Origin of the sequence: Bdellovibrio sp. 22V (assembly GCF_030169785.1) — a bacterium.
Taxonomy (GTDB): domain Bacteria; phylum Bdellovibrionota; class Bdellovibrionia; order Bdellovibrionales; family Bdellovibrionaceae; genus Bdellovibrio.
Map to the genome: position 1 here is coordinate 1,923,725 of NZ_CP125854.1, position 24,601 is coordinate 1,948,325.

Consider the following 24,601-nt stretch of genomic DNA (forward strand, 5'->3'; position numbering starts at 1 on the left):
CGGCTTGTGCTACAAAGACCCTCATGAAAACACTTCTTCTAATTCTCGTTCATACGTTGTTCGCTACATCTGCCTTCGCTGCGCAAACTGAGTATTGTAATGATCTTCAGCGCGTGGATAATATGCCTCGCTTGAATGCGGATCAGTTTTCGCGCTTCTCAAAAGACGGGAAGAAAGTGGATCGCCTTTTGGTTTCGAAAGACCGCCGCGAGATGTATCTTATGAAGGATGAGGTTGTTCTTAAGACTTATAAAGTGGCGTTCGGTCTTCAGCCGCGCGGTCATAAGCAGTTTGAGGGCGATAATAAAACTCCGGAAGGAATTTATTATATCGACGGCAAGAACCCGCAAAGTGCTTACTACTTGAGCCTCCATGTTTCATACCCTAATAAAAGCGACGTGGAGTTTGCGCGCTCTAAAGGAAAATCTCCGGGTGGAGACATCATGGTTCACGGCTTCCCAAATCCGAGCCGTCCTGACTTTAGAAACTTCGTGCAGGGTTTTCACCCTTACAACTGGACAGCGGGCTGTATCGCTGTGACAGACTCTGAAATGTACGAGATCTACAATATCGTCGACGTAGGCACCGTCATCGAAATCTGCAAATCCAAATAGGTACCTGCTTCCCTTCGTGAGAAAAAGGTACCGGGTTACTTGTGGAGACAAAAGGAAGCTGGTACCTTCCGTCCCATGACTAAAGTGCGATTCACGGTGGCCTATGACGGAACCGGGTTCTGCGGTTGGCAGAAACAAAAGCAAGAAGATCAAATCTCCGTAGCGCAAACGATCGAAAGAGCGTTAGAGAAAGTTTTTAACGAGAAGATTGTTTTGTTCGCTTCCGGTCGCACAGATGCCGGCGTCCATGCTCTCAATCAAGTTTGTCACTTCGAGACTTCAAGAAATTTAGATCCTGCGAAAAAGTGGGATATCTGCTGGGCTTTGAACTCTCAATTGCCTCCATCCATCGTCGTGAAAAAGGCGTGGTTGGCGCCCCAGGATTTTCATGCGACGTTGTCGGCGACTCACAAGACTTATCGCTATTTGATCATCAATCGCCCCCGCCCGAGTGCGCATTTGAACCGTTATGCAGAGTGGGCTCGACTGCCTATCCAAATCGAGCACTTGCAAGAGAGTTCGAAGTTTCTTTTGGGAAATCATGACTTTAAGAGCTTTCAATCCGTAGGTACGCCGGTTAAGGATACGATCCGCGAAATCTATCAAGCGGACTGGGAATGGCGCAAACCGGGGGTTCTGCAGTTCACGGTAACTGGGAGTGGGTTCCTTAAACAGATGGTACGTAACATCGTCGGGACTTCTTTGATGATCGAGAAAAAAGGTCAAAATCCTAGCAAAATCAAAGAGATAATGGATTTAAAAGACCGCCGCCAAGCCGGTCCTCCGGCGCCCGCTCAAGGCCTTTATTTAATGCGCGTTTATTATCCACAGGACCTTGACAATAGGTGTATAGAACTTTAAAACATCCCTTCCCGCAAAATAGTGTAAGAGCCCGTTGTAAACTCAAACAAAATTTTGCCGAACAGGCAGACGGTAAAACTGACTGTTCAATAAGAAACTGGAGACCCTAATGAAAACTTTCAATGCAAAAGCAGAAGAAGTTGAAAGAAAATGGTGGATCATCGACGCCGCTGACCAAAAAGTCGGCCGTGTTGCGACTACTGTAGCTACTATCCTTCGTGGAAAAAACAAAGCTATCTACACTCCGAACGTTGATACTGGTGACTTCGTTGTTATCATCAACACGGACAAGATGGAGCTTTCTGGAACTAAATGGGATGACAAAAAATACTACCGTCACTCTCGTTTCTTCGGTTCTTTGAAAGAGATGACTGCAGCTCAAGCGAAAGAGAAAGATTCAACTTTCATCATTCACGAAGCTGTTCGCGGAATGCTTCCTACAAACAAGCTTTCTCGTCAAATCATCATGAAAATGAAGGCTTACACTGGTGCTGAGCATCCTCATGCTGCTCAAAAGCCAGCTGTTTACACTATCCCTTCTAAAAAGAAGTAATCGGGAGATAGACAATGGCAGCAGCAGATAAATTCTATTATGCAACTGGAAGAAGAAAAACGAGCTCTGCGCGCGTTTTCTTGAAACCTGGTAAAGGTAACATCACAATCAACGGTAAAAAAGCCGATGAGTACTTGAGCCGTATGCAATCACGCATGGTGATCGTACAGCCTCTAGACCTTTTGGCTCAAACTGGTAAGTTCGACGCAAAAATCACTGTTTCTGGTGGTGGTGAGTCTGGACAAGCTGGTGCGATCCGTTTGGGTATCACTCGCGCTTTGATCGCTTTCAACCCAGAGTTCAAAGGAACTCTTAAGAAAGCAGGATTTGTTATGCGTGACCCTCGTATGGTTGAGCGTAAGAAATACGGTAAAGCAGGTGCACGCCGTAGATTCCAATACTCTAAACGTTAATCGTTTCGAGTTATCGGAGAAGAAAAGGGAAGCTGTTTCAGCTTCCCTTTTTTTTTGCTCCGGCCCTCAACCCCTTCGGGGCAGTCGCGCAAAAAGGCTTTCCTGGCATTTTTGTCTTTCTTAGGTCAATGCGGCCACGATCTTCATTCGAATTTGTTTATTATAGTGTGCAAATTGTAATTTTCCTCTGATTGATTGCAATGTTCGTGGATGATAACTCCTATTTCGAAGGGGCTTCATGGGCATAATCAGAGAGATCATTTCAGTATTGCTTTGCAGTTCGGCGGTTCATGCGCAAGAGCCCGTTACGACGACTGTCGTAGAAAAGAAAACTGTCGAAGAGCGATTGGCAGAGCTGGAAGCCCAGCAAAGTTTGAATTACTTTTCCTTTAGCGGAACTCTTGTCACTTCTTATGACGACCTTCGTGCTGAAGAAACCTATCCTGTGAAACGCGATCACGATGCCTTGGATTACTTGCGTCTGCGCTTCTCTCTGAATATTGATGCTGAAGTGAATCCACAGGTGAAGGTGTATTCGCGCACGACCGTCACGAAGTTTTTCAATCGTTGGCAACAACAAGGTAATAGCGGCGTCTTCAATGAAGACTTAGAAATCGCTTACTCCGAAGCGGGCAGCCAAGTTTATCTTGAACGGGCTTATGCGGATCTTTCTCCTATGGGAAGCGATTGGACTCTTTCTGTGGGTCGTTTGCCGACGATTCATGGTTCGCCCAGCAACTTCTGGGATTTGCTTCCTCGTTCGGGAACTTATGCGATGATGTCGTACAATTCGATTTTGGACGGCATTGCCGGGACATATCGCTTGGATCGTTATCTTGCGGAAGGCAATCAATGGGCTTTGCGCCTTTTGTACACGCCGTTCACTTCGGTTAACGGTGGAACTCCGGGAGGTGCCGATGGCTTTCTGAATCCTCCGCGGCAAGATACTAATGCGGGAACTCCGACGGGAAGTGTGACGAACACGATCATGGATTTGATTTCGTTTCAGTCGGACTACTCTTCCAAAAATGTCGATTTCACGAATCAGTTGGGATTTATTTTGCAGGGTTACCAACTCACGGATTTACCTATTCCTTCGGGAGCGGGAACTTCGAATTTAAATATTCTTTATCGTGCAGCGACAGCTTCGGTAGAACTCGATGGTCTTGGGCAGAGCGGTTTCGATATTTCATTGAATTTTAGTTACAACCAGAACGAGAGCCGCGGTTTCTTTAACGGGCCCGGAACAGGTTTCGGCACAGTGAAAGAGTCCGACACGATTTACGGAAATCTTGCTTTGATTTCTACGCGCTATCGTTGGGAGAAATGGTCGCTTGGCTATGAGTGGTTGGAGGCTTCCAAAAACTCTGTGTATTTCTCTGGAGCAGAAGAAGATTTGACCGACTTCTACCGCACAAATGGTGTCGGCCATCACGTCTATGTCACAAAAAAATGGATGAGCTACGTCACTCTTCGTGGCGGTTATCGTCTGCAGCAGTTGACGAATTTGCCGGTGTTTTTGGGACCGGCGGCCCCGACAGATCGTAAGGTTGAAACGTTGTACGTCAATATGAGAACGGACTTTTAAGTGTTATGAAGAGGGTATTAGGAACACTTCTTATTCTAATCTCATTGGTGCCTCGTGCTTACGCTGGCAAGGTGGAGTCCGTCCAGGAAGCCTTGGTCAAACAATGTCAGAGAAAAGTTTCGAACGAAGAGGCGTTGTCTTTGGTCCGCTCGCTCTATTTGAGTTGTATTCCGGGCACGTTAGTAAAGGTCGACGAAACTTGTAAGGTGATTTGTTTGAAGCCGAATTCAGGTGTAATTGGCCGATAAAAAAAGAGATCCTTTTGCAGGATCTCTTTTTAATTGAACTCGCGAAATAAAAAACTATTTGCAAGACAATGGGTAGATGTTGCCGTTGGCAGCCAAGAAACCGCCGAACGTGCCATCAGCTTCTTTGCCTAGAGCCAAGAAGCCTGTGTTTTTGATAACGCCATCTTCTTGAGCAGACTTGTCAGTCAAAGCCAAAAGTTGAAGGTAGCCAGCGCCGATTTGTGCAGCCACTGTGCCTTTTTCCATTTGCGAGAAGAATACAGATTGTTTGCTTTTTTCGTTCAAGTTCACCATCACGAAATCAACAGATTGATCGTCTGCTAGATCGATGTTCAAAGATACGAAAGTGCTTTCAGGAACTGCGCATTTCAAAACAGTTGTGTCTGCCATTGCAGAGGAACCCATAAGAATCAACGCTGCCATAACTAGCTTTTTCATTAAAACCCTCCATTTAGGTGTTCGGCTAGGAAGGCTATTTCACGAGGGGCGGGGGCGCAATGCAAATGCAACGCAATATCCGTTCGAGTGGATGAAAAATTGGCGGAAACTGACCGCAGTGTCCAACTAGAGAAAGGTCCGTTTTCGCTGGGAATTAACGGACACCTTAACAGATCTTGTCTATTCTTTAATTAGAGTACGTTAAGGAAAATTCGAATAGATAAGGGACATCTTGTGAAGTGGATATTAGCATCTTTGATTTATGCCGCCGGACTTTCACTTGCTTACGCACAGACTCCGCCGGTCGCCGCGGAAACAACAGAAAGTAAAAATGAAAGCAAGCATCCCGAATTCAATCGTCCTATTTTTTTCTCGGTGATGGACCGAGAGCTCAAAATAAAAAATCCCCGCGTTGAGTATGATCTGAAAAAATCCAAAGGTTCGAAATTAGAAATTGGTTCTCTGACTTTTTCGAATGATTCGTTTGTCGCGAAATTGGAAAACGATGCTTTGAATTTTACGTGGGATAAGCAACTTGTCTCCTCCGGGGAAATTTCCATTATCAATCAACAGGGTAAAGAGCTGTGGAAGCAAAAAGCCGAAGGTGAAGGTGCCTGGTCTTTTAATGATTTGAAAGGAAGTAAAGCTCCACAATGGAAAGATGGCGAGAAGTTCCGTTTCTGTCTGCGCACTGAAGTGGAAAAGGGCTACAGCGGCATGTGCACACAGTGGTATGGAATGGAGATTAATGACAGCGGCATGCAGATGGGACTGGCAAAGTCTTCGGCTTCTCCGCGTGTGATTTTGCAAAACGAAGAAAAGAAATTGCAGGGTTCAGAGGAAGTTGCTGTCGGAGCACCCGTGCAATTTTTGGCGACTCTCAATTCAGAAGCAACCTACGAATTTGTTTCTGAACCTTTACCTTTAGTTGTTAAAGACATGATTCAATCTGAAAAACCAGAGATGGTGACTCTCACGGGAGAGATGCCGGCGCCTCTTGGAGTTGAGACAAAAACACTGGTGGGAAATGATTATGGCAAAGTCACAAAGCTTCTAGGGTTTCAAAGAACCATCGACATCACGAATGACTTGTGGCAGGCAGACATCGTTCAGAAGAATGCACAGCTGCACATTCCGGGAAAAGCGGGCGGGGTGTTCACTTATCAGATTGAAATCACGGATCCTCCTCGTCAGAAAGACCGCCGTTTTATTTCTGAAAAAACTTTGACCGGGACTTATCTTTCTAAAGACAAAATGATGTACAAGGACATGGAGGACAATCTTCATGTTTGGGAATTCGAAGCTCCGCAGAAATACGCGAAGAACACGGTGATGTTGGATATTACGGGCGAAAAATCCACGCATCAGGGATATTTGGATATTTATCGTGGCGGAGCGGGCGAGGCCAGTCTGCGTCTTACGGGTGTTGTCACGAATGACGGCGAATATGTGATTATGGGTGAAGGCCACGTTTCGTGGTGGTTCAACGATCTGTTTGGCTGGCAGAATTATTATTTGTCGAAGCAAAGATGGGGAGTCACAGCGAAATATTTTACGTCCTTGAATCAGTTGCCAGCTTCCGATTCCACAGGAGCTTCAGAAGATGTCGATTTGAAAGTGATGGATGCCGATCTTCGTTACAGATTTAATCCCGGTCTTTGGGAAAAGGATGAAGCGCTCGGATTGATTCTGGCTTATGAAGCAGTCACTCTCGGCGAGTTCAATATTCCAAAAGTGGGTGCGGGAATTTTTTGGGCGCGCTCGATGCCCAAAGGTATCGACACCGTATTTAGTAAAATTCCGTTTATGAATTACCCGAAATGGGTCGACATGGAATTTATTAAATACATTCAGTCGATGGATAGCGACGTGTCGCTGGGTGACGATTACGTCCTTAATTTTCACGGCAAAGTCATGTGGACGCCGCGCTTTTTTGGCGAAGCTGGCTTTGGAATTAAAAGTTATTACTTTGAAAAAGACTCTGACGGCTCCGGCGCGAAGCTTTCAACTTTTTACGGCACGCTAGGGATGGGTATTAATTTCTGAAGAGAAACATAACGCTTATCCATATTTTCTGGCTCAATCAGTTGATCATGACTCTGATCCTTCTACTTGTGATCGGGGTCTACGGTACGCATTTATACATCTCTGAACAACGTTCTGTGCGTGAGCGCATGGAGCCCGCCCTTACGCGGGAAGTGGATCGTCTTAATAATGATTTTATCAGCTTGGAAGCCAACGTTCTTCGTTTAAAGAGTATGGTGGATCTTTTTGAAGTCATGCCGGCCTCCTTACGCAAAGAAAAGTTTCGCAGTTTCGCGGCAACTTCAATTGCGCCACATCCGCATCAGTTTAATACTTATTTCGCCTTGGGACCGCGCCTGTCCCAAGAGTACTTTGGCAGAAAATCTTACGTCTTTGTCGTGCATCGCGATTACTCTCTGTTTGCGAGTCCGAAGTACAATGATCCGAAATATTTTGTTTCCGAAGAATTCAATGCTCCGGGATACGATACGGATCCCGAGATGCAGTGGTGGGCGATGAATGAAAACAGCCCCGGCATTAATTACTCCGATTTTTATTTCGACAAGGGCTACATGGAAAAGATCATGTTCAGCACCACAACCGGAATATACAAAAATGGCAAACTTGAGGCCGTTGTCGGGGTCGATACCTTATCAAGCGATATTGCGCACCGCTTGGAAGCATTCAAGCTTGGAGAAACCGGCGGCTTAATGATTGTCGATAATCACGGACGTCCGTTATTGCCGTTGATTGCGAAGAACTTGCCGCTGATTGATTACCGTTATCTGCGGGCGTTCAGTAAGTCGGAGTTTAAGAATCTTCCGAAAATTTCGCAGAAAGTGATTAATCTGCAGGGAGCTCGTCTGCAAGACTTTCTGGGGGCCGACGGGAAGACATACATCACTTATTCGAAATCTATTAAAGGCCGTCCTTGGCACTTGGTGATTTTTCAGGAAAAAACGGAAGCGTACTCAAATCTTTATTTCCGTCTCGTCTTTTTCGGTTTTGTCGCCTTCGGAGCTTATTTCCTTTTAACGTTGATGGTGTGGTTGACGGGAAAGTACATCGTCAATAACGACAGAGCCGTTTTGAATGAACTGAAAGAATCCCGGGATCGCGCGGAAGCGGCGATGCGTGCGAAGACCTTATTTCTTTCGACGATGAGTCATGAAATTCGAACGCCTCTTAATTCAATGTTGGGCTCGGCCGAACTTATTAAAGAGGGACCTTTGACGGCGGAACAGAAAGGGTGGCTGCATTCTTTGGAAAGTGCCGGCGAGACCCTGTTGGGAATGTTGAACAATATTCTCGATTTTTCGAAATTCGAGTCGGGCCGAATGCAGTTGGAAAGCCGCGAATTTTTGCTGAGCGATCTGGTTCGGGATCTTGAAGCCTTGGTTGCGACAGAAGTGATGCGCAAAGGGTTGAAATTTTCTTTACGCTGCCCTGAAGACGACCGCTGGGTGATTGGCGATTCACTAAGATTAAAACAAGTCCTGATGAATCTTCTGGGGAACGCCGTGAAGTTCACGGACCGCGGCAGTGTGGAATTTAGTTTGCAACCTCTGCCTGGAACAACTGCGGAGAATGAAATCTTTTTGTTTGAAGTGAAAGACACCGGTATCGGAATCGCAAAGGACAATCTGGAAAAAATATTCGATGAGTTTGGCCAGGAGGATTCGTCGGTCACTCGGCGTTTTGGCGGTACGGGATTAGGGCTTAGTATTTCACAAAAGATCGTTGAAACAATGGGGGGCGAGCTTCGCTGCGAAAGCCAGCAGTTCGTGGGCTCCCGGTTTTTCTTTGCGATTGAAATGCCCAGCCGCCGCGCAGAACCGTGGAGCGCTCGGCGCATGATTCTGCAAGATCCCGTTGTCGTAGAAAAGAAATGGGAAGGATCGTCCTGTCACCGAATTTTGATTGTGGATGATATGGAAGAGAATCATACGCTGCTCAAGGCATATATAAAAAGATTCGAGAGCATCAGTATTGATTCCGCCTATAACGGTTACGAAGCCATAGAGTTGTGGGAAAAGGGCTCTTACGACCTGATCTTTATGGACGTACAGATGCCAAAGATTTCCGGCCTGGATACGATTCGCAAACTGCGACAGATCGAACGAATGCAAAACCGCCGACGGACGCCTATCGTTGTGATTTCTGCGAACAACTTTTTAGAAGATATAGAAAAAAGTGTTCAGGCGGGAGCCGACGAACATTGCGGAAAACCTGTGCGCAAGCAAACTGTCATCGAGATCGTGCAAAAGTACTGCAGTACAGAGCCCGAACCGGTACCTGCTAACTCTTAGACAGAGTTAAGTTTTTAACACCTTATCCCGATATTACGCCTATCAGAGGGCGGAATGGATCTTGCCTTTATTCATATTGATACGTGAAAAAAGGGGGATTTGTGAAAAGAGGTTTGGCACTAATATCAGTTCTGTGTCTCATTTTAGGATTCCAGAACTGTAGCCAAAGCGCTTTTAATCCGGCTGGATTAGAAGCCAATGAAGTTTCTATCTCTTTGCCTCCTTCGGTTGAAGGTGAAGAGCCAAGTTCTTCCAAAGTAACTTACGTCGAAATCCCGAACATGCAAGATCAGAGCAGTGGTATTGCAGCGAAAGCCAGCGAGTTGACTCCTTATCGCCTTGTTATCTCAACGGCGACGGGCCGAATTCAGCTTATGGATGATGCCAATGAAATCTTGCAAGAGAAATGTTTAAGCTCCAGTGATCTGCAAGAGTTGCAAACGATCCTTAGCGGTTCTTCTGTGTGCGCGCAGCCTGAAGTCGAGGCTGACATGTGTGCGGCGAGATACACTCCGCCTTATGCGTCTCTTTACGCAAATGAAAAACGTGTAAATCTGGGGGAAGCGAGGGATTCTTGTGGCAAAGGCCGCAAAGATCTTTGCGGAGGCCTCACAGAAGTATTTCAAGCTTATATAAGTCACGTAAAGTCCGGTTGGACTTCGATGAATTGCGAATAAAAAAGGCCCCTGCAAAGGGCCTTTTCTTTTATAGGAAAAAGGTACCTTTTTCCTAAACTCCTAAAAGAGATTTTACTTTGTTGAAAGCGTCGTTCAGGTTGCCACGGTTCGGAGCAGCCCCTTGCGCAAAGTCAGGTCGACCGCCGCCTTTACCGCCCATCACCGCTGCGACTTCCTTCAGAAGATCGCCGGCTTTAGCTTCACCGGAAATATCCTTGGAAACGCTCACGATAATCGGGTGTGAACCTTCACCTTGACCGACAACAACGACAACACCATTTTGAATTTTGTTTTTCAAGTGGTCCGTGACTTCAGCAAGAACTTGTCTGTCGTCCAATGCAAGATCCGCAAGCACCAACTTCGCTGAAGAGCCGGACTTCGTTTTGAAGTTCAAAGCTTTCGCCGCAAGATCGTCGACATTCACTTGTCCGCCTTGCAACTTCTTCATCTCTTTTTCCATCTGCTTGATTTGCTCTTTCAGGGACTCCACGCGATTTGCCAAAGTGGACGTTTCGCCTGTCGCCTCTAAATGCTTCAAGTAGTGCGGGCTTTTTTGCAAGCCTGCGGAAGCCAAAGCGTCGTCGAAGTGTTGGATTGAGTTCATAGCGTAACGAACGGCTCCGTCACCCGTGATAGCTTCAACACGGCGAACGCCCGCGCTGACGCCGGCTTCAGAAATGATTTTGAATAAACGGATTTGTGACGTGTTTTTCACGTGCGTACCGCCGCAAAGCTCGCAAGAAAAATCACCCATCGTCAATACGCGAACCTTGTCGCCGTATTTTTCACCGAAAAGAGCCATTGCCCCTTTTTCGTTCGCTTCTTTCGGACTCATGATTTCCACTTTAACTTCATTCGCTTGCGCGATTTGCTCGTTTACAAGATCTTCGATCTGCTTAATCTCTTCCGCAGTTAAAGGCTTGTTGTGAGTAAAGTCGAAACGCGTTTTTTGCGAGTCCACCAAAGAACCCGCTTGAGTTACGTGAGGCCCCAAGACTTTACGAAGCGCCGAATGCAACAAGTGCGTTGCGGAGTGATTGCTCATCGTATTGCGGCGCTCGAAAGGATTCACGATCGTATCAACGCTCGCGCCGACTTTGAAGTCTCCGTGTTCGATCTCGACGTGGTGAAGAACCACGTCGTCGATTTTTGTCGTGTTCACAACTTTCGCGCGAGAAGGACCTTCCATGATGTAACCAACGTCACCCACTTGACCGCCGCCTTCACCGTAGAATGAAGTTTGATCCAGGATAATAACGCCTGTTTCACCTTGCTTCAAGACCGTCGTGACTTCGTGGCCGTTAGAAAGAGCCGTGATGCGTCCGCCGTCGGCAAAACCCTCATAGCCTGTGAACTTCACGGATTTTCCAGACGCCGCATAGTCTTTTGCGAATTTGATCAAGTGCTGTTCATCCGCACCCAAAGCTTTTCCTTTCCAGGACGCTTTGGATTTTGCACGATTGGCTTCCATTTCTTTTTCGAAAGCGGCTTCGTTAACTTCGATACCGTTTTCGTTTGCGATCACGCGAGTTAAGTCTGCAGGGAAACCGTAAGTATCGTACATACGGAATACCACTTCACCGGAAAGCTCTTTGATGCCTTTGGCTTTTGCTTTCGCCAATTCGTCCATCAAGATGTCTGTTCCTTTATCTAAAGTGCTGATGAAGCGATCTTCTTCATCGCGGATCGTGTTCAAGATATGATCGCGGCGGTCTTTCAATTCCGGATAAACAGAGCCCATGCTTTCGATCAAAGCTTCCGCCATCGCCGGCAAGAAAGATTTATCGGCAGAAAGTTTACGGCCATAGCGAATCGCACGTCTCATGATACGGCGAAGAACATAACCGCGTCCTTCGTTGGAAGGAAGGGCACCATCCGCAATCAAGAAAGAAGTGGAACGGCAATGATCCGCGAGAACGCGCAAGGCCGATGTTCTTTCCATCACCTCTTTGTTTTTCGCCAAAACTTCTTTGTCGGTGACGTATTCAAGATTTCCAATCTTGCAAGCGCGCTCGATCATCGGCATGAACAAATCAGTGTCGTAGTTGTTGAACTTGCCCTGCATCGCCGCGACAACGCGCTCAAGGCCCGAACCTGTATCCACAGAAGGTTTTGGAAGCGGAGTCAAAGTTCCTGGAGGATTTTCAAAATACTGCATGAATACCAAGTTCCAGATTTCCACGAAGCGGTCTTCGCCAGCGGCAATACCTTTGTAAGGATCCGAGATAGTACCGGCTTTAGGGCCGTGATCGTAGAAGATTTCCGTACATGGACCGCAAGGACCTGTGTCACCCATTTTCCAGAAGTTGTCAGAGTCAAAGCGGAAGATCCGTTCTTTAGGAACGCCTTCCTGTTGATGCCAGATATCCGCGGCTTCATCATCGGACAAGTGAACTGTCACATAAAGCTTTTCCTTGGGAATGTTCAGCTCTTTCGTCAAAAACTCCCAAGCAAAGTGGATCGCGTCTTTTTTAAAGTAATCGCCGAAAGAAAAATTCCCCAACATTTCAAAGAACGTGTGGTGACGAGCGGTGAAACCCACGTTTTCCAAGTCATTGTGCTTACCGCCGGCGCGCACGCACTTTTGCACGGTGACGGCACGGTTGTAGCCGCGCTTCTCAAGACCCAAGAAAGTATTCTTAAACTGGTTCATTCCGGCGTTCGCAAAAAGAAGGGTCGGATCATTTTCAGGAATCAAAGAAGAAGAGGGCACATGTGTGTGACCTTTCTTTTTAAAATACTCCACGAAGGCATTGCGGATATCAGAGCTTTTCATAAATAACCTTTCTTACGGTCTCGGAATCAAATCCTCGCGAAGCTAAAAGACGGCCGACTTTGGCTTTGTCTTCGCGAGAAAACTTGTGATCTTCATCATACTTATTTTTGACAATTGAGAGAGCCTTTTCAAGCTCCAAGTCGCGGTCGCTTTCCACAGCAGGCAAACCTTTTTCACGGAGGTAGTTGTTGATGTAGTAAATGCCTTTATTGCGACGATGGAGCATCTCGGCCATACGATGGGCGAGGTCCGCGGGGTCTCCCAGCCAGTTGTTGTCTTTGGCGAACTCAATGGCTTCGTCCACGACATCGCCGACCCGTTCGTCGTCTGAGAACTTTTCTCGCAATTTTTTGCGCAACTCTTTTTCGGAGTGGTCCCGGCGGGCTAAAAGATCCATCACTTTTCTTTTAGCGGCTTGTCGGGTTTTTTGCGGGTCTTTCTCTTCTGGCATGGGTGCCATTATTACTCTGTTTTTTAGCCCTTGCGAAGAACAATTTCGGTCAGCTCACAATATGTTCCGAGTCGCAAACGAGGCCCCCAATACCCGGTGCCCTGATTGACATAGAGCTGCAAATTCCCGATGCGATAAAGGCCTTTGGCGTACTTCTCAAAGAAAACAATCAGCCAATTCCATGGGAAGAACTGTCCGCCGTGGGTATGGCCGGAAAGTTGTAAGTCGATACCGATCTTTTCCGAATGTTTAGCCAGTGACGGCTGGTGCGACAAAAGAACTTTGAAACTGCCCGGCTTTAACTGACTTTGGACGGCTTTAAAATCCGGGCCAGGCTGCCCAAAGTGGCCCGCGGCAGGATCAGGAATTCCCGCTATCTGCAAACTCGCGGTGCCCTTGCGGATCTCGGCAGTTTCATTCAGAAGAACTTTAAATCCCAAATCGCGGAAAGACTGAAGGCCGCGCTGCACGTCCCAGTAGTATTCGTGATTGCCTGGAACGTAATAAATGCCATACTGGGCTTGAAGTCCGCTGAGAATTTTGAATTCCTCTTGATGTTTTTCACTGAAACTGTCCAGAATGTCGCCTGTAAAAACGATGACGTCCGGATTCATTTCGCGAACTCGCCCCACAAGTTTCGACACGAAAGAAACGGGCAGACTCGGACTGATATGCAAATCCGTGATATGAACGATGCGGAGGTTCTCTAGATCCGGCGACAGATTCTTAAAAGACAAAGTCACTTTTTTAAGACGAGGTCCCGCCTGTACAATGATATTTCCAAGAACCAGAAGGGCCACCGGTAAAGTGAGCAGCGCCGCCGTCGCCTGCGAACTGTAAAGATTTTCAATCAACGGCTTTGTCGCGATCAAATTTTCCGCAAAGGCAAAGATGTCGCGAAGAATGACGAAGCTGACGAGGAAATTAATGTAAGCCATGACCATCAGGGAACCATTCAAAAAGAAATCCCGCCATGGTTTGTGGTCCAGATTCTTTTCTTTCCAGAAAAATAAAAAAGTCCCGATCACCATGGAAAACAGCATCGCAAGAAACGCGACAATGGCGCTGGTCCCCATCCATGTCAAATCTGTAAAGCGAGTCAGTTGATGGGAAACATAGATGAAAATAGCGAGAATCAATGTGCTGGCAATGGTTCTAAATAAACCCATAACAAGGGGATACCACGCTTTGCTGATTTTGCACAGGTGATTGTAAAAACACAGTTCGGTGGTCGCGCTTGAAAGGTGTAATATTAGAGAATCTCTGGAGGTGCTGCATGAGTTTTCGCAATGGTTTCGAACAAGCGAGAGACTTTCTAATCTTGCATCGTTCAGATTACGCCCATGCATACAGTCATTTTCAGTGGCCGCAGTTTGAGGAGTTTAACTGGGCCCTCGATTATTTTGATTCAATGGCCGAAGGAAATAAAAACTTGGCCCTATGGATAGTGAAAGAAAATGGCGAAGAAGAAAAGTATTCCTTTCACGATATGTATGAACGCTCCAATCAGGCGGCCAACTTTCTGCGAAGGCATGGCATCCAAAAGGGCGATTCCCTCTTTTTATTGATCGAAAACAATGTGGCTCTTTGGGAGATTATGTTGGGCGCAATGAAACTGGGCGCCGTTCTTGTGCCGACAAATCCGCTTTTGTCGCAACAAGAACTTAAGGATCGCTTGGATCGCGAAAAAATCAAACTGATCGCGACCTCATCCCGCCACGCGGGTAAGTTTGACGTGTCCCAATCAAGCATTGTTCCTCTGTTAGTCGACGGTGAAATGCCGGGATGGATTTCTTACGAACAATGCCGCTCCGAAAGTATGGATTTCGAGACGTCAGAAAAGACAAAAGCCACAGATCCCCTTTTCCACTACTTTACCTCCTCGAACACGGTGAAGCCTCGCATAGTGGAACATACTTATGCGGGATTTCCGATTGGCCATCTCTCCACTATGTATTGGATGGGTTTGCGGCCGGGCGATGTGCATTTTGGTGTGAACTCGACGGGATGGGCGATGCATGACTGGAACAATTTTATTGCTCCTTGGAATGCCGAGGCGACTATTTTTATCCTTGTCTCCGAGCGCTTTAATGCGAAACTTGTTTTAGATACCTTAAGTGAGTATCCAATCACGACGTTCTGTGCTCCGCCAACGGTGTGGAGGATTTTAGTGCAAGAAGATTTGTCGTCGTACGATCAGCATCTGCGCGAGGCGATCAGCACGGGCGAGTCTTTGGATGCCGAAGTCATTTCGAAAGTTTATAAAGCGTGGAAAATTTTTGTTCGGGACGGTTATGGGCAAACGGAAACGCCTACTTTGATCGGTATTCCGCCGGAAGAAAAGGACAGCTTCGGAACGATGGGCAAACCGTTGCCGGGTTTTAAAATCACTTTGCTTGATGAACAAAAACAAGAAACGGATGCAGGCGAAGTGTGCGTCTTGCTTAAAGACCATCCCTGGGGAATCATGTCCGGCTTGGATTCAACGCAAGATTACTATCACACGGGAGATTCGGCCTATATCGATAAGGCGGGGAACTATACTTTCAGTGAGCGCATCGACGGTTTGTTTAAATCGTCGGATTATCGCATCAGTCCTTATGAGCTGGAACACGTGCTGAAGGATTTCGGCACGATTCGTGACGTGGTGGTGATCCCTAGTCCAGATCCTATTCGCGAGTATGTTCCCAAAGCGATCGTCACTTTGGTGAAAGGTGTTGAACCTACTAAGGAATTGGCTTTGGATATTATGAACTTTTCGCGACTACGACTTTCGCCGTTTAAACGAATTCGTCGCGTGGAATTTTTAGAGGTTCCCAAAAATACCGCAGGTGAAGTGCAACGGGCCGAGTTGATCGCGATGGAAAAGGACAAACGTTTCCGTGGCGAAAAGGGGCCTTACGAATTTTGGGAAGAAGATGCTAAAATCAGTTTGCCGGAAACCTGGGCTCAGGAACTGCCTTAAAAATTCTCTCTGACTTTGTGTCAAAGTTCTTGTTACTCTTTAGTGAGTGACAAAGTTGGCTTTGATCTTTTTTTGTTGGAGTCTTGGCTTTCTTCCGCAGGTCTACGCAAAGAACTGCGAAAGACGCTTCCGTATTTCAATTAACAATCAGCCTCCTGTCTATTTCGCGAGTTCTCAAGGAGCGAAAGGTCTTTCCGTCGAGTTGTTGCGTGAAGTGGAGTCACGCTTGAACTGTCCGTTTCATTTAGAACCCGTCGATATCCCCCGGGCTTACGAAGATTTCAAAAGTTATCGTTCGGATATGTATGCTTTCAGCGGTCCCGATCTTAATTGGGAAAAATACGGAAATTACATTCCGCTTTACAAAGCCGCGCGACTGCTGATCGTGTCTAAATCCGTTTATGTTCCGGGTAAAAAAATTCTTGGCTATTTGAAAGACCCAAAAATTAAATTCGTGGATCACACGGGAGGAAGATTCTTTTACCTTCCTCATGAAACTCTGGAGTTGGAGGAGCAAGGTCGTCTTGTGCGCAGACCCAGTCCCGCGTTGATTTACGATTATCTTATCAACGGCAAAGCGCAGGCGTCTTTTTCGTCGCCGACGTTTCAAAAATATTATTCTGAAACAAAAAAGTTTGGCGATAAAATCGTCGCTATCCGGGATCCTGAAAGCCGGTTCGAAATCGGCATGTACACTTCGAAGAAAAGGGTTTCTGCCGTCGAAGTAGAGAAAATAAAAAAAATCGTTCGACAGATGCAAGAGGACGGTACTCTTCGCAAAATCGTTTCCAGATACGTTCAGCCGGAAGATCTGGTGTACTACCAGGATCTGTGACGAATCTTCTTCTGACGCTTATCATTTTGCTTTGCATCCGAAATGGGGAGAGCGTACCTCCTAAACTATGCGCAACTTCTTGATTCATCTCGCAACTTTGTTTGGCCTGGGCCGTCTTTCAAAAGCGCCAGGAACGATCGCGACTTTGGCGACTATTCCTTTGGCGATGCTTTTGTTAAAAGCGGGGCCTTTCTTTCATATGGCGGCGATTGTTTTGCTGCTCCCAGTCGGAATCGCGGCCTGCGAGTTTTATGAGCAGGATAAAGGCGGTCACGATCACAAAGAGGTCGTAATCGATGAGGTTTTGGGTTTTCTTATTACCATGGTCTGGTTGCCTTTGACATGGCAAGCCATTTTAATCGGGTTTGTCCTTTTTAGATTACTGGACATTACAAAGCCTTTATTCATAGGATATTTAGATAAGAAGATCCAAGGAGGTCTTGGAGTGATGGTGGACGATGTGGCCGCGGGGATAATTGCGGGTCTCATCATGCAAGTTCTCTACACTCAAACCAACTGGTTAGGTTCTCAAGTGGTGGTTCTGTAAATGAGCCTTCGCGATGAGAAACTGCAAGAACTCATTCGATCCCTTCGCGACCAAAAACTCACAGTGAGTTTTGCGGAAAGTTGTACTGGAGGTGCACTTTCTAGTTTTCTAACAGAGCAAGCAGGCGTGTCCGACATCTTTTTAGGCTCTGTGGTTTCTTACTCTAACGAGGCGAAGGTGGATCTTCTGGGGGTCCGTCGAGACACTCTCATGCAAGAGGGTGCGGTGAGCGAAAGTGTCGCTCGTCAAATGGCGCACGGAGTGCGTCGACAGCTTAAAACTGACTGGTCTGTGGCGATCACAGGTATCGCAGGTCCGAGTGGTGGAACACCCACGAAGCCTGTTGGGACTGTATGCATTGCCGTTGTTGGACCGAACTTTGAAGACTCGCGAAAGGAACTCTTTTCGGGAGATCGCAAAGCCATCCAACAAGCATCCGTCGACTATTCAGTAAATTGGCTGTGTGAAATTCTCGACAAATAAAATTGCGGCCCCGGCTGCTAGAAAATAACTATTAAGGAGATTCAGATGGCAAATGCTTCTGTAGACAGTAAAGCTAACAACGAAAAAATCAAAGCCTTGGAATTGGCTGTTTCGACAATCGAAAAGCAATTCGGTAAAGGTTCCATCATGCGTTTGGGCGCGAACGAAAGTCTTGTCAAAGACGTTGAAGCGATCAGCACAGGTGCATTGAGCTTGGATATCGCTCTAGGTATCGGCGGTCTTCCAAAAGGCCGTATCGTTGAGATCTATGGCCCTGAATCTTCAGGTAAAACAACAATCGCTCTTTCTGCAATTGCGCAAGCTCAGAAAAAAGGCGGCGTTGTTGCTTTCGTCGATGCGGAACACGCCTTGGATGTTAACTACGCTCGTAAATTGGGTGTGAACACAGAAGATCTTTTGATCTCTCAACCAGACACAGGTGAACAAGCTTTGGAAATTACAGAAACTCTTGTTCGCTCTGGCGCGATCGACGTCTTGGTTGTCGACTCCGTAGCGGCATTGGTTCCTCGTGCGGAGATCGAAGGTGAGATGGGTGATTCTCACGTAGGTCTTCAAGCGCGTTTGATGTCTCAAGCTCTTCGTAAATTGACTGCGGCTATCAACCGTTCCAACACACTTGTTATCTTCATCAACCAAATTCGTATGAAGATCGGTGTTATGTTCGGTAACCCTGAAACAACAACGGGTGGTAACGCTTTGAAGTTCTACTCTTCAGTGCGTTTGGATGTACGCCGTGTAGGCGCGATCAAGAACGGCGAAGACGTGATCGGAAACCGCACAGCTGTTAAAGTTGTGAAAAATAAAATGGCTCCTCCTTTCACAAAAACGGAATTCGACTTGATGTACGGTGAAGGTATCTCTGAAGAAGGTGATATCTTGGATTTGGCAGTGACTGCAAACATGGTTGAAAAATCAGGTGCATGGTTCTCCATCAATGGCGAGCGTATGGGTCAAGGTCGCGACCAAGCTAAGAACTTCTTGAAAGAGCACCCAGAATACAAAACGGAACTTCGCGCGAAGATCTTGGCTGCAAACGGTATCGGTAAACTTTTGATGGATGCGAATAATCCTGAAAATGCAGAGCACATGAATGAAGAAGCTCCTGCAGAAACAGAAGATGCAGCACCTAAGAAAGCGAAAAAAGGAAAACACTAGTTTTCCACTTTCAAAGTGAATAGCTCTAAAAGGCTCGGTGAAAACCGGGCTTTTTTTTTGCTCGCTCTCGTCGGCCTTTTAAGAAATGCCGTTGTAGCGTTTTGAGCGTGGCTTGATGTCTTCTTCAAGAATTTCTTCGCTTCGTAAGCGCATGAAAAGATCGCACAGTTCTTCGCAGCCATTGTTTTTGGCAGAATGATTTTCTAAAGCTTCTTGGAGCCAAGGTGTGCGTTGATTTAGTTTGTCGGCAATCCAAGCCGTGGGTGTCCAATATTTTTCGAGAGCATATTTAAGATCGGGAACGTAAAGGCTGACGCCGTCCCATTTTTTTCTTAGGTAGACCATCCCGATGAAATTGATATCGAAGAAAATCAGCAGCGGATAACACCACCACCAATTTAAACCGCGAATGACATTGCTCCATTCGCCGAGGCCCATGATGTCTGGAAATTTCCAGCGTCCTGTTTCGTCATTAAGATTGTTTTGGTGAAAGAAACCTCTTTTGAGCATTTGTTTAAGCCACGCTTTGATTTCTGATTTTTCCCCGACGATGGCTAAAGCGAGAATAATTCGACTGGTTTGATCGCGGCTCATACAGCGGGGATTGGTGTCCCATGTGTCGCCATAGGGAGAGCGGCGAAAAACCCCTGGCTTTACAATCAGATACTTTTTAATTCTTTGAGCGATTTCAGTGGCAAGAATGCGTGCACCCAGAAGTGCATACAGAGCGCTGGCAAGACCCGTACGGTGAGCAGAGTCACCGTTGCTGCCGTCGGCTTGAACGTATAGACCATAATCGTCAATCATGATTCTTTATTCTAGCGTGTTTGCGGACGACGGCAGATTTGTTTTTAGGTCGGCTGTTTACTGACAGATAAATCCGGGAACGCCGTTGTAACTTTTGAAGTTGTAATAAGCGCGAACGTCGAGGTCATTGATAAAAAGCTGTCCTGTATAACGAACGAAGACACCGTTTTTAATTTCTGGATATAAACGTAAGTAGACATATCCACCGGCATCGCCGCGAAGATTAATGTCGTCGTACGTAATCTCGGGAGTGATTGTGACGTCTTGGCGGGTATAACCTTGTGTTGTGCCAGGATGACTGATTTTCAAAGCTGCTGGCCAGTTGTAAGTGCCGATGAAAGGCTTAAGTGGATCAATTGAGCGAGAAAAAACAATTTCGATTTTCGTGTCGTCAGTAAAGCTCGGAATACAAGTCAGTCTTTGAATTGAAGCCGCGTGGCCTGTGACAGCGCTGAGTACAAGTGCGAAGATGGCGATAAACAGTTTCATTTTTTCTCCTTGCCTAGACAAAGCGGTCTAGCGGGGGCAGCCCTGTCTTGGCAATAGAAAAAATTGTATTAAAAACTCATTGAGAAACCGCGAAAACCGTATCGAGCGATTCAACACGAGATTCCAGGTAATCAAGAACAAATGCAGAACTGCCGCCTTGTTTGAGATGGGCCAAGGCTTGCTGTATCGCTCTTAGCGCTTGTTCGCGAGAGAGCGGGCTTTTCTGCCCCAATAAGAGCTCTGATTGCAAATGTTTTTCGAACAGAGAGATTCGGTAAAGAACGTCTTTTTCGAAAACATTCAGTCCTCCGTGGGCCTTCATGTAGGTTTCAAAATCAATACAACGATAGGCAAGCTCTTTGAGGTTGCAGTCTTTTCTGTCCAAGCCATTCATTTTGCAGTTTCTTGCTTCGGAAGATTTATAAAAACGGAAGATTTCTTCGCGGGTTTGCAACTCATAGGGAGCGCTTCGGTGTACGCCATTTTTCGTGAAGCCAAGTCCTTCTCCGGCATAAGTATATCCATGAACTTCGGAAAGAAAGGCGGCGGGTAGCAAGCGACCGTGACGATCAAAACGGCGAAGAGCAACGATGTCGCCTTTTTGCATTTGTTCCAAGGGAACATTTTCACACAAAGGTGAATCCATCAAGAATGCGAACTCAGAACCGTAGGTGTGGTGAACGCCCTTCGCAAGACCTGCTAAGTATGTGGAGGAGTTCCAGCAATTCGGTCCATCGGATTTTGCAAACCGACCCTTTAGAAAATCCATCTTTCCTTTTAAAAGCGCCGCTTTCAAATCGACATACCCTCCGGAGCGCACGGGTGCTGGTGTCGGCATCACCTGCGCGGTTTGCACGAAGAGCTCACGCACCTCTGTCGCTTTAAGATGAGGAAGCTCGGTCCACAGTTGGGCAACCAAATTTGCCATATAAGGCGAAGCCATGGATGTTCCTGAATGCGCGATCAAACCTCCGCCGAGGCTTGCTGCGAGAATATCGACTCCGGGAGCAAGAATGTCGACGTTGGCTTTTCCGAAGTTGCTGAAGTACGCCATCTTTGCATTCTGCGGAGTCACCTTTGCGATCTCGGAAGCATCCAAGGCACCGACTTTTAAAACATTGGGTTGCGTGAAGCTTGCGGGATACTGTCGGTTTTTCGATTGGTCGAGATCTTGTTCTGAATTTCCCGCGGCGACAACGAAAAGAGTTTCCGGATTTTCATCAATCATTCGCTTGTAAGCTTTGATTGCATCACGCAGACCAAGAAGATCTTTGTTGTCGTGAGGCAGGCCCAAACTCATATTCACAATTTTCACATGATGCTTTTTCAGGAAGGCGGAGATTTTATCAATGTAGGAAGCTTGCGTATAGTCTCCGGCGAATCCGATCAGGGCCGCATTGTCGAGTCCGCGAATAGCGATGTGGGCGACGTGAGTTCCATGGGACAACGGACGATGATCTTTCGCCATGCTTGTGGAAGACTCTGTGGGAAGACTGACATTCTTCACTTGTTCCCAGCCGAAGTTATCATCAACCCAACCATTTCCGTCGTTGTCGATGCCATCGACGGGCTCTAGCGGATTGTTCCACCACTTGGCTGCGAGTTCGCTGTGATTGTAATCGAAACCGGAATCGATAATAGCGATCAGAAACTTGTGCGGATTTTCCCGTTGACGCTTTAAAACTTCAATTTCAGCGGCGGTTTTACCGGCACGGCGAAGTGAGTTTGCAACGTCGTACTTTTCATAAAGGGAAAACTGCGAAATAATTTTTCCATCTTTGTTTTTTTCAACAAAGGCGGCCGGTTTTTCCGAATCGTCTTGATAGGTAAAATTAATGAAGGACAGCAGTTCTTCATTTTTGTTCAAATAGTCTTTTTGCACGACGCGGAAAGGCTTCAGGGTTTCGTAATGCTCCACCCATTCCAGTGTAAAAGGCGCTTTATCCGAATAGACCCACCGTTTCAGGCGAAGGGAAGTCTCTGTCGAGTTGTTCTTTTTGTCGAGGCCGGTCCATTCCTCTTTGTTTTCAATTCGTCCAAAGGATTCTTTTTCTACGGAAAGTTTGCTCTTAATAACGTGACCTTGTTGGGGATAAGAATAGCGCAGCCACGTAGAGAATTTACCTTCGATGTTGTAGTAGCGTTGTTCAACAAGTTCACCATCGCGATAGTAAGATTCGTTGGCGACAACGCCGTTATCAAACTTTTCCTTGATCACGTCAAAGGCTGCATACAAGGTTTGCGATCCCAAAATGAGACAAACAAAGACGCTGTTGCAAAGGGCTGAAAATGGCATGGTCACCTCAGCGATGGGAGTTGCAATGTAAGTGCCCCCAGAGCTAAAAACAGTTTTATCTGATCGAAGCTGACCGTCTAAACTTCTGACACTCTCCCATTTTGGTCGCTGTTTGACTCGTGTCATTTTTACGAATGTGTTTCTGCATGTTTTTCATGTCACGGTCGTCGCAGAGAAGAAAAAAAGCGATAGTTAAAACTATGGCTCAGCAAATTCCGCAGGCAGCATTTGATTCGACGGTTTCGCTTTTGCGAGATCCCTATCATTTTATTTCGCGCACTTGCCAAGACATGAATACGCCCGTGTTTCAAACGCGCGTGCTTTTACGCAATACGATTTGCATGACGGGCGTCGAGGCCGCGCAGTTTTTTTATGACGAAAAAAACTTTATTCGCAAAGGCGGAATGCCGGAGCCCATCGTGGCGACTTTGCTAGGTAAAAAAGGAGTGCAAAGCCTTGATGATGTGGCACACAGACATCGCAAAAAGATGTTCATGTCTTTTATGACGGACGAAAGCGTGCAAAAGCTCGTTCTTCTGACGGAGAAGCACTGGGATAAAACTGTCCCCGTGTGGATGAAGATGAAGCACATAAATCTTTATGATGAATATATTCGTATTCTTACGCAAAGTGTGTGCGAGTGGGCGGGAATTCCGTTGGAACCTGCGGAAGTTTCGGTGCGCAGTGAAGATCTTCGGGCGATGTTTGACGACGCGGGCTCGGCGGGCCTGCGGCATCTTCATTCGCGACGAGCCAGAAAGAATGCGGAAGCTTGGATCAGCAACATCATTCGACAAGTGCGCAAGGCCCAGCGCAGTGTGGAACCGAATTCGCCTGTGGGTGTGATCGCGTGGCATCAAGAAATGGATGGCCGTCTTTTGGATGACAAAACCGCGGCCGTAGAAATTCTTAATCTTTTGCGCCCGACGGTGGCTGTTGCTGTCTACCTGACTTTTGCAACTCATGCTTTGTATGTGCATCCCGAGTGCCGCGCTAAAGTTCATGACGACACTTATTTAGATTATTTTGTGCAGGAGATTCGCCGTTTCTATCCGTTCTTCCCCGCTGTCGCAGCAAAGGTGCGTGAGGATATTGAATGGCAGGGGTATTCCTTCAAGAAGGGGACCCGCACGATACTTGATCTTTATGGTATTAATCACGATGCGAATTTATGGTATGAGCCCCGCAAATTTATTCCGGAAAGATTCGCGACGTGGAATGGCAGCCCCTATAGCTTCGTCCCGCAAGGCGGAGGCGATCATTATACTCAACATCGCTGCCCGGGAGAGAAAATCACTTTAGAGTTGTTGCGAATGGCGACTCGTTATTTAAGGGAGACGATTTCTTATGCGGTTCCGAGACAAGATTTTCAACTGGAAGAAAATCGGCTTCCTGCTTTACCAAGAAGCCGGTTTATTATCAGTCATGTGCAGCTTAAGCTAAGGCCTTCTGAACATCCTCAGCAATATCTCTAGGCTCTTCTTGTGGAGCATAGCGCTTGATCACTTTGCCGTCCTTGCCAACCAGGAATTTTGTAAAATTCCATTTAATCATTTCAGTGCCAAGGATTCCTGGAGCAGATTCTTTTAGCCATTGGAAAAGAGGATCCGCGTTGTCTCCATTTACATCCACCTTTGCCATCACGGGAAACTTCACGCCATAGTTGAGTTCGCAGAACTGTTGAATCTCTTGATTGTTGCCGGGCTCTTGCGCGCCAAATTGGTTGCATGGAAAGCCAAGAACTGTGAAACCTTTGCCTTTGTACTTTTCGTAAAGTTCCTCGAGGCCTTTATACTGCGGAGTGAATCCGCATTTGCTCGCCACATTCACGACCAGCACGACTTGGTCTTTGAAATTTTCAAGAGGAACGGAAGAACCGTCGGCGGATTTAACGGCGAATGAATGCAATGTTTTACTCATGGTGTTTCTCCTTCAGGAAAGATGCTTCAAAGCATACCACTCCTTCTTGTTTCTGGCCATGAGTCCTCCAGGTGAACTGAAAAGGACGCAAATCTCATAATGAGATTGTGAGAGCGAATAAAACGGGGTT

The 24,601-nt window shown here is 46.7% G+C and carries 23 protein-coding genes; 15 read left to right on the forward strand and 8 right to left on the reverse strand.

What is annotated here, in order from left to right:
* Nucleotides 1-23 precede the first annotated feature (23 nt).
* The 6 genes from QJS83_RS09240 (at nucleotide 24) to QJS83_RS09265 (ending at nucleotide 4,277) form a co-directional block, all read left to right on the forward strand.
* The gene (locus QJS83_RS09240) at nucleotides 24-614 is read left to right on the forward strand and encodes a L,D-transpeptidase family protein (RefSeq protein WP_284604224.1); all 591 of its coding nucleotides are present in this window, start codon (nucleotides 24-26) and stop codon (nucleotides 612-614) included.
* Between the two features lie 75 nt (nucleotides 615-689).
* The gene (gene truA, locus QJS83_RS09245; protein ID WP_284604226.1) at nucleotides 690-1,475 is read left to right on the forward strand and encodes a tRNA pseudouridine(38-40) synthase TruA; all 786 of its coding nucleotides are present in this window, start codon (nucleotides 690-692) and stop codon (nucleotides 1,473-1,475) included.
* 109 nt (nucleotides 1,476-1,584) lie between these two features.
* On the forward strand, nucleotides 1,585-2,028 hold the full coding sequence (rplM, locus tag QJS83_RS09250; RefSeq protein ID WP_284604227.1) for a 50S ribosomal protein L13: 444 nt from the start codon (nucleotides 1,585-1,587) through the stop codon (nucleotides 2,026-2,028).
* Nucleotides 2,029-2,042: 14 nt separating this feature from the next.
* Nucleotides 2,043-2,441, forward strand: coding sequence for a 30S ribosomal protein S9 (rpsI, locus tag QJS83_RS09255; RefSeq protein WP_284604228.1), 399 nt, complete (start codon nucleotides 2,043-2,045; stop codon nucleotides 2,439-2,441).
* Nucleotides 2,442-2,679: 238 nt separating this feature from the next.
* A complete protein-coding gene (locus tag QJS83_RS09260; RefSeq protein WP_284604229.1) occupies nucleotides 2,680-4,029 on the forward strand; it encodes a DUF3373 family protein in 1,350 nt (449 codons plus the stop codon).
* Nucleotides 4,030-4,034: 5 nt separating this feature from the next.
* Nucleotides 4,035-4,277 (forward strand): hypothetical protein, encoded by a 243-nt coding sequence (locus QJS83_RS09265; RefSeq protein WP_284604230.1) that lies wholly within the window; start codon nucleotides 4,035-4,037, stop codon nucleotides 4,275-4,277.
* A 54-nt stretch (nucleotides 4,278-4,331) separates the two neighbouring features.
* Here QJS83_RS09265 and QJS83_RS09270 read toward each other — a convergent pair whose 3' ends face one another.
* Nucleotides 4,332-4,715, reverse strand: coding sequence for a hypothetical protein (locus tag QJS83_RS09270; RefSeq protein WP_284604231.1), 384 nt, complete (start codon nucleotides 4,713-4,715; stop codon nucleotides 4,332-4,334).
* A 234-nt stretch (nucleotides 4,716-4,949) separates the two neighbouring features.
* Between QJS83_RS09270 and QJS83_RS09275 the strand changes: the two genes are divergently transcribed.
* The 3 genes from QJS83_RS09275 (at nucleotide 4,950) to QJS83_RS09285 (ending at nucleotide 9,726) form a co-directional block, all read left to right on the forward strand.
* Complete coding sequence (locus tag QJS83_RS09275; RefSeq protein WP_284604232.1) at nucleotides 4,950-6,761, forward strand: hypothetical protein; 1,812 nt, start codon at nucleotides 4,950-4,952, stop codon at nucleotides 6,759-6,761.
* Nucleotides 6,762-6,808: 47 nt separating this feature from the next.
* The gene (locus tag QJS83_RS09280; protein WP_284604233.1) at nucleotides 6,809-9,049 is read left to right on the forward strand and encodes a hybrid sensor histidine kinase/response regulator; all 2,241 of its coding nucleotides are present in this window, start codon (nucleotides 6,809-6,811) and stop codon (nucleotides 9,047-9,049) included.
* 113 nt (nucleotides 9,050-9,162) lie between these two features.
* Nucleotides 9,163-9,726, forward strand: coding sequence for a hypothetical protein (locus tag QJS83_RS09285; protein ID WP_284604234.1), 564 nt, complete (start codon nucleotides 9,163-9,165; stop codon nucleotides 9,724-9,726).
* A gap of 52 nt (nucleotides 9,727-9,778) precedes the next feature.
* On the opposite strand, the gene alaS is transcribed toward QJS83_RS09285, so the two are convergent.
* Genes alaS through QJS83_RS09300 form a run of 3 tightly spaced genes read right to left on the reverse strand, consistent with a single transcriptional unit; the run spans nucleotide 9,779 to nucleotide 14,122 of the window.
* Nucleotides 9,779-12,502: an alanine--tRNA ligase gene (gene alaS / locus QJS83_RS09290; protein ID WP_284604235.1), complete on the reverse strand. Its 2,724-nt coding sequence runs from the start codon at nucleotides 12,500-12,502 to the stop codon at nucleotides 9,779-9,781.
* Nucleotides 12,489-12,962 carry a regulatory protein RecX gene (locus QJS83_RS09295; RefSeq protein ID WP_284604237.1) on the reverse strand — a complete coding sequence of 158 codons (474 nt, stop codon included), beginning with the start codon at nucleotides 12,960-12,962 and terminating at the stop codon, nucleotides 12,489-12,491. Before QJS83_RS09295 ends, alaS begins: the two co-directional genes overlap by 14 nt.
* 14 nt (nucleotides 12,963-12,976) lie before the next feature.
* Nucleotides 12,977-14,122, reverse strand: a complete 1,146-nt coding sequence (locus QJS83_RS09300; RefSeq protein ID WP_284604238.1) for a metallophosphoesterase — start codon at nucleotides 14,120-14,122, stop codon at nucleotides 12,977-12,979.
* Between the two features lie 107 nt (nucleotides 14,123-14,229).
* Between QJS83_RS09300 and QJS83_RS09305 the strand changes: the two genes are divergently transcribed.
* The 5 genes from QJS83_RS09305 to recA all read left to right on the forward strand — a co-directional run bounded on the left by QJS83_RS09305 (nucleotide 14,230) and on the right by recA (nucleotide 18,959).
* Nucleotides 14,230-15,918 carry an AMP-binding protein gene (locus QJS83_RS09305; RefSeq protein ID WP_284604239.1) on the forward strand — a complete coding sequence of 563 codons (1,689 nt, stop codon included), beginning with the start codon at nucleotides 14,230-14,232 and terminating at the stop codon, nucleotides 15,916-15,918.
* 46 nt (nucleotides 15,919-15,964) lie between these two features.
* A complete protein-coding gene (locus QJS83_RS09310) occupies nucleotides 15,965-16,753 on the forward strand; it encodes a substrate-binding periplasmic protein (RefSeq protein WP_284604241.1) in 789 nt (262 codons plus the stop codon).
* Between the two features lie 67 nt (nucleotides 16,754-16,820).
* A complete protein-coding gene (locus QJS83_RS09315) occupies nucleotides 16,821-17,300 on the forward strand; it encodes a phosphatidylglycerophosphatase A family protein (RefSeq protein WP_284604242.1) in 480 nt (159 codons plus the stop codon).
* Entirely contained in the window at nucleotides 17,301-17,783 is a 483-nt protein-coding gene (locus tag QJS83_RS09320; RefSeq protein ID WP_284604243.1) for a CinA family protein, read from the forward strand. It begins immediately after the preceding gene.
* A 45-nt stretch (nucleotides 17,784-17,828) separates the two neighbouring features.
* Entirely contained in the window at nucleotides 17,829-18,959 is a 1,131-nt protein-coding gene (gene recA, locus QJS83_RS09325) for a recombinase RecA (RefSeq protein WP_284604244.1), read from the forward strand.
* Between the two features lie 78 nt (nucleotides 18,960-19,037).
* Here the strand turns inward: recA and QJS83_RS09330 are convergent, their stop codons facing one another.
* The 3 genes from QJS83_RS09330 to QJS83_RS09340 all read right to left on the reverse strand — a co-directional run bounded on the left by QJS83_RS09330 (nucleotide 19,038) and on the right by QJS83_RS09340 (nucleotide 22,551).
* Nucleotides 19,038-19,766 (reverse strand): hypothetical protein, encoded by a 729-nt coding sequence (locus QJS83_RS09330; RefSeq protein ID WP_284604245.1) that lies wholly within the window; start codon nucleotides 19,764-19,766, stop codon nucleotides 19,038-19,040.
* Nucleotides 19,767-19,823: 57 nt separating this feature from the next.
* Nucleotides 19,824-20,255: a hypothetical protein gene (locus QJS83_RS09335; RefSeq protein WP_284604247.1), complete on the reverse strand. Its 432-nt coding sequence runs from the start codon at nucleotides 20,253-20,255 to the stop codon at nucleotides 19,824-19,826.
* A 76-nt stretch (nucleotides 20,256-20,331) separates the two neighbouring features.
* Nucleotides 20,332-22,551 carry a S8 family serine peptidase gene (locus tag QJS83_RS09340; protein WP_284604248.1) on the reverse strand — a complete coding sequence of 740 codons (2,220 nt, stop codon included), beginning with the start codon at nucleotides 22,549-22,551 and terminating at the stop codon, nucleotides 20,332-20,334.
* A gap of 200 nt (nucleotides 22,552-22,751) precedes the next feature.
* On the opposite strand from QJS83_RS09340, the gene QJS83_RS09345 reads away from it, so the two are divergent.
* Nucleotides 22,752-24,026, forward strand: a complete 1,275-nt coding sequence (locus QJS83_RS09345; RefSeq protein ID WP_284604249.1) for a cytochrome P450 — start codon at nucleotides 22,752-22,754, stop codon at nucleotides 24,024-24,026.
* Here QJS83_RS09345 and QJS83_RS09350 read toward each other — a convergent pair.
* A complete protein-coding gene (locus QJS83_RS09350) occupies nucleotides 23,986-24,471 on the reverse strand; it encodes a glutathione peroxidase (RefSeq protein WP_284604250.1) in 486 nt (161 codons plus the stop codon). The two genes, QJS83_RS09345 and QJS83_RS09350, sit on opposite strands and share 41 nt — an antisense overlap.
* Nucleotides 24,472-24,601 lie beyond the last annotated feature (130 nt).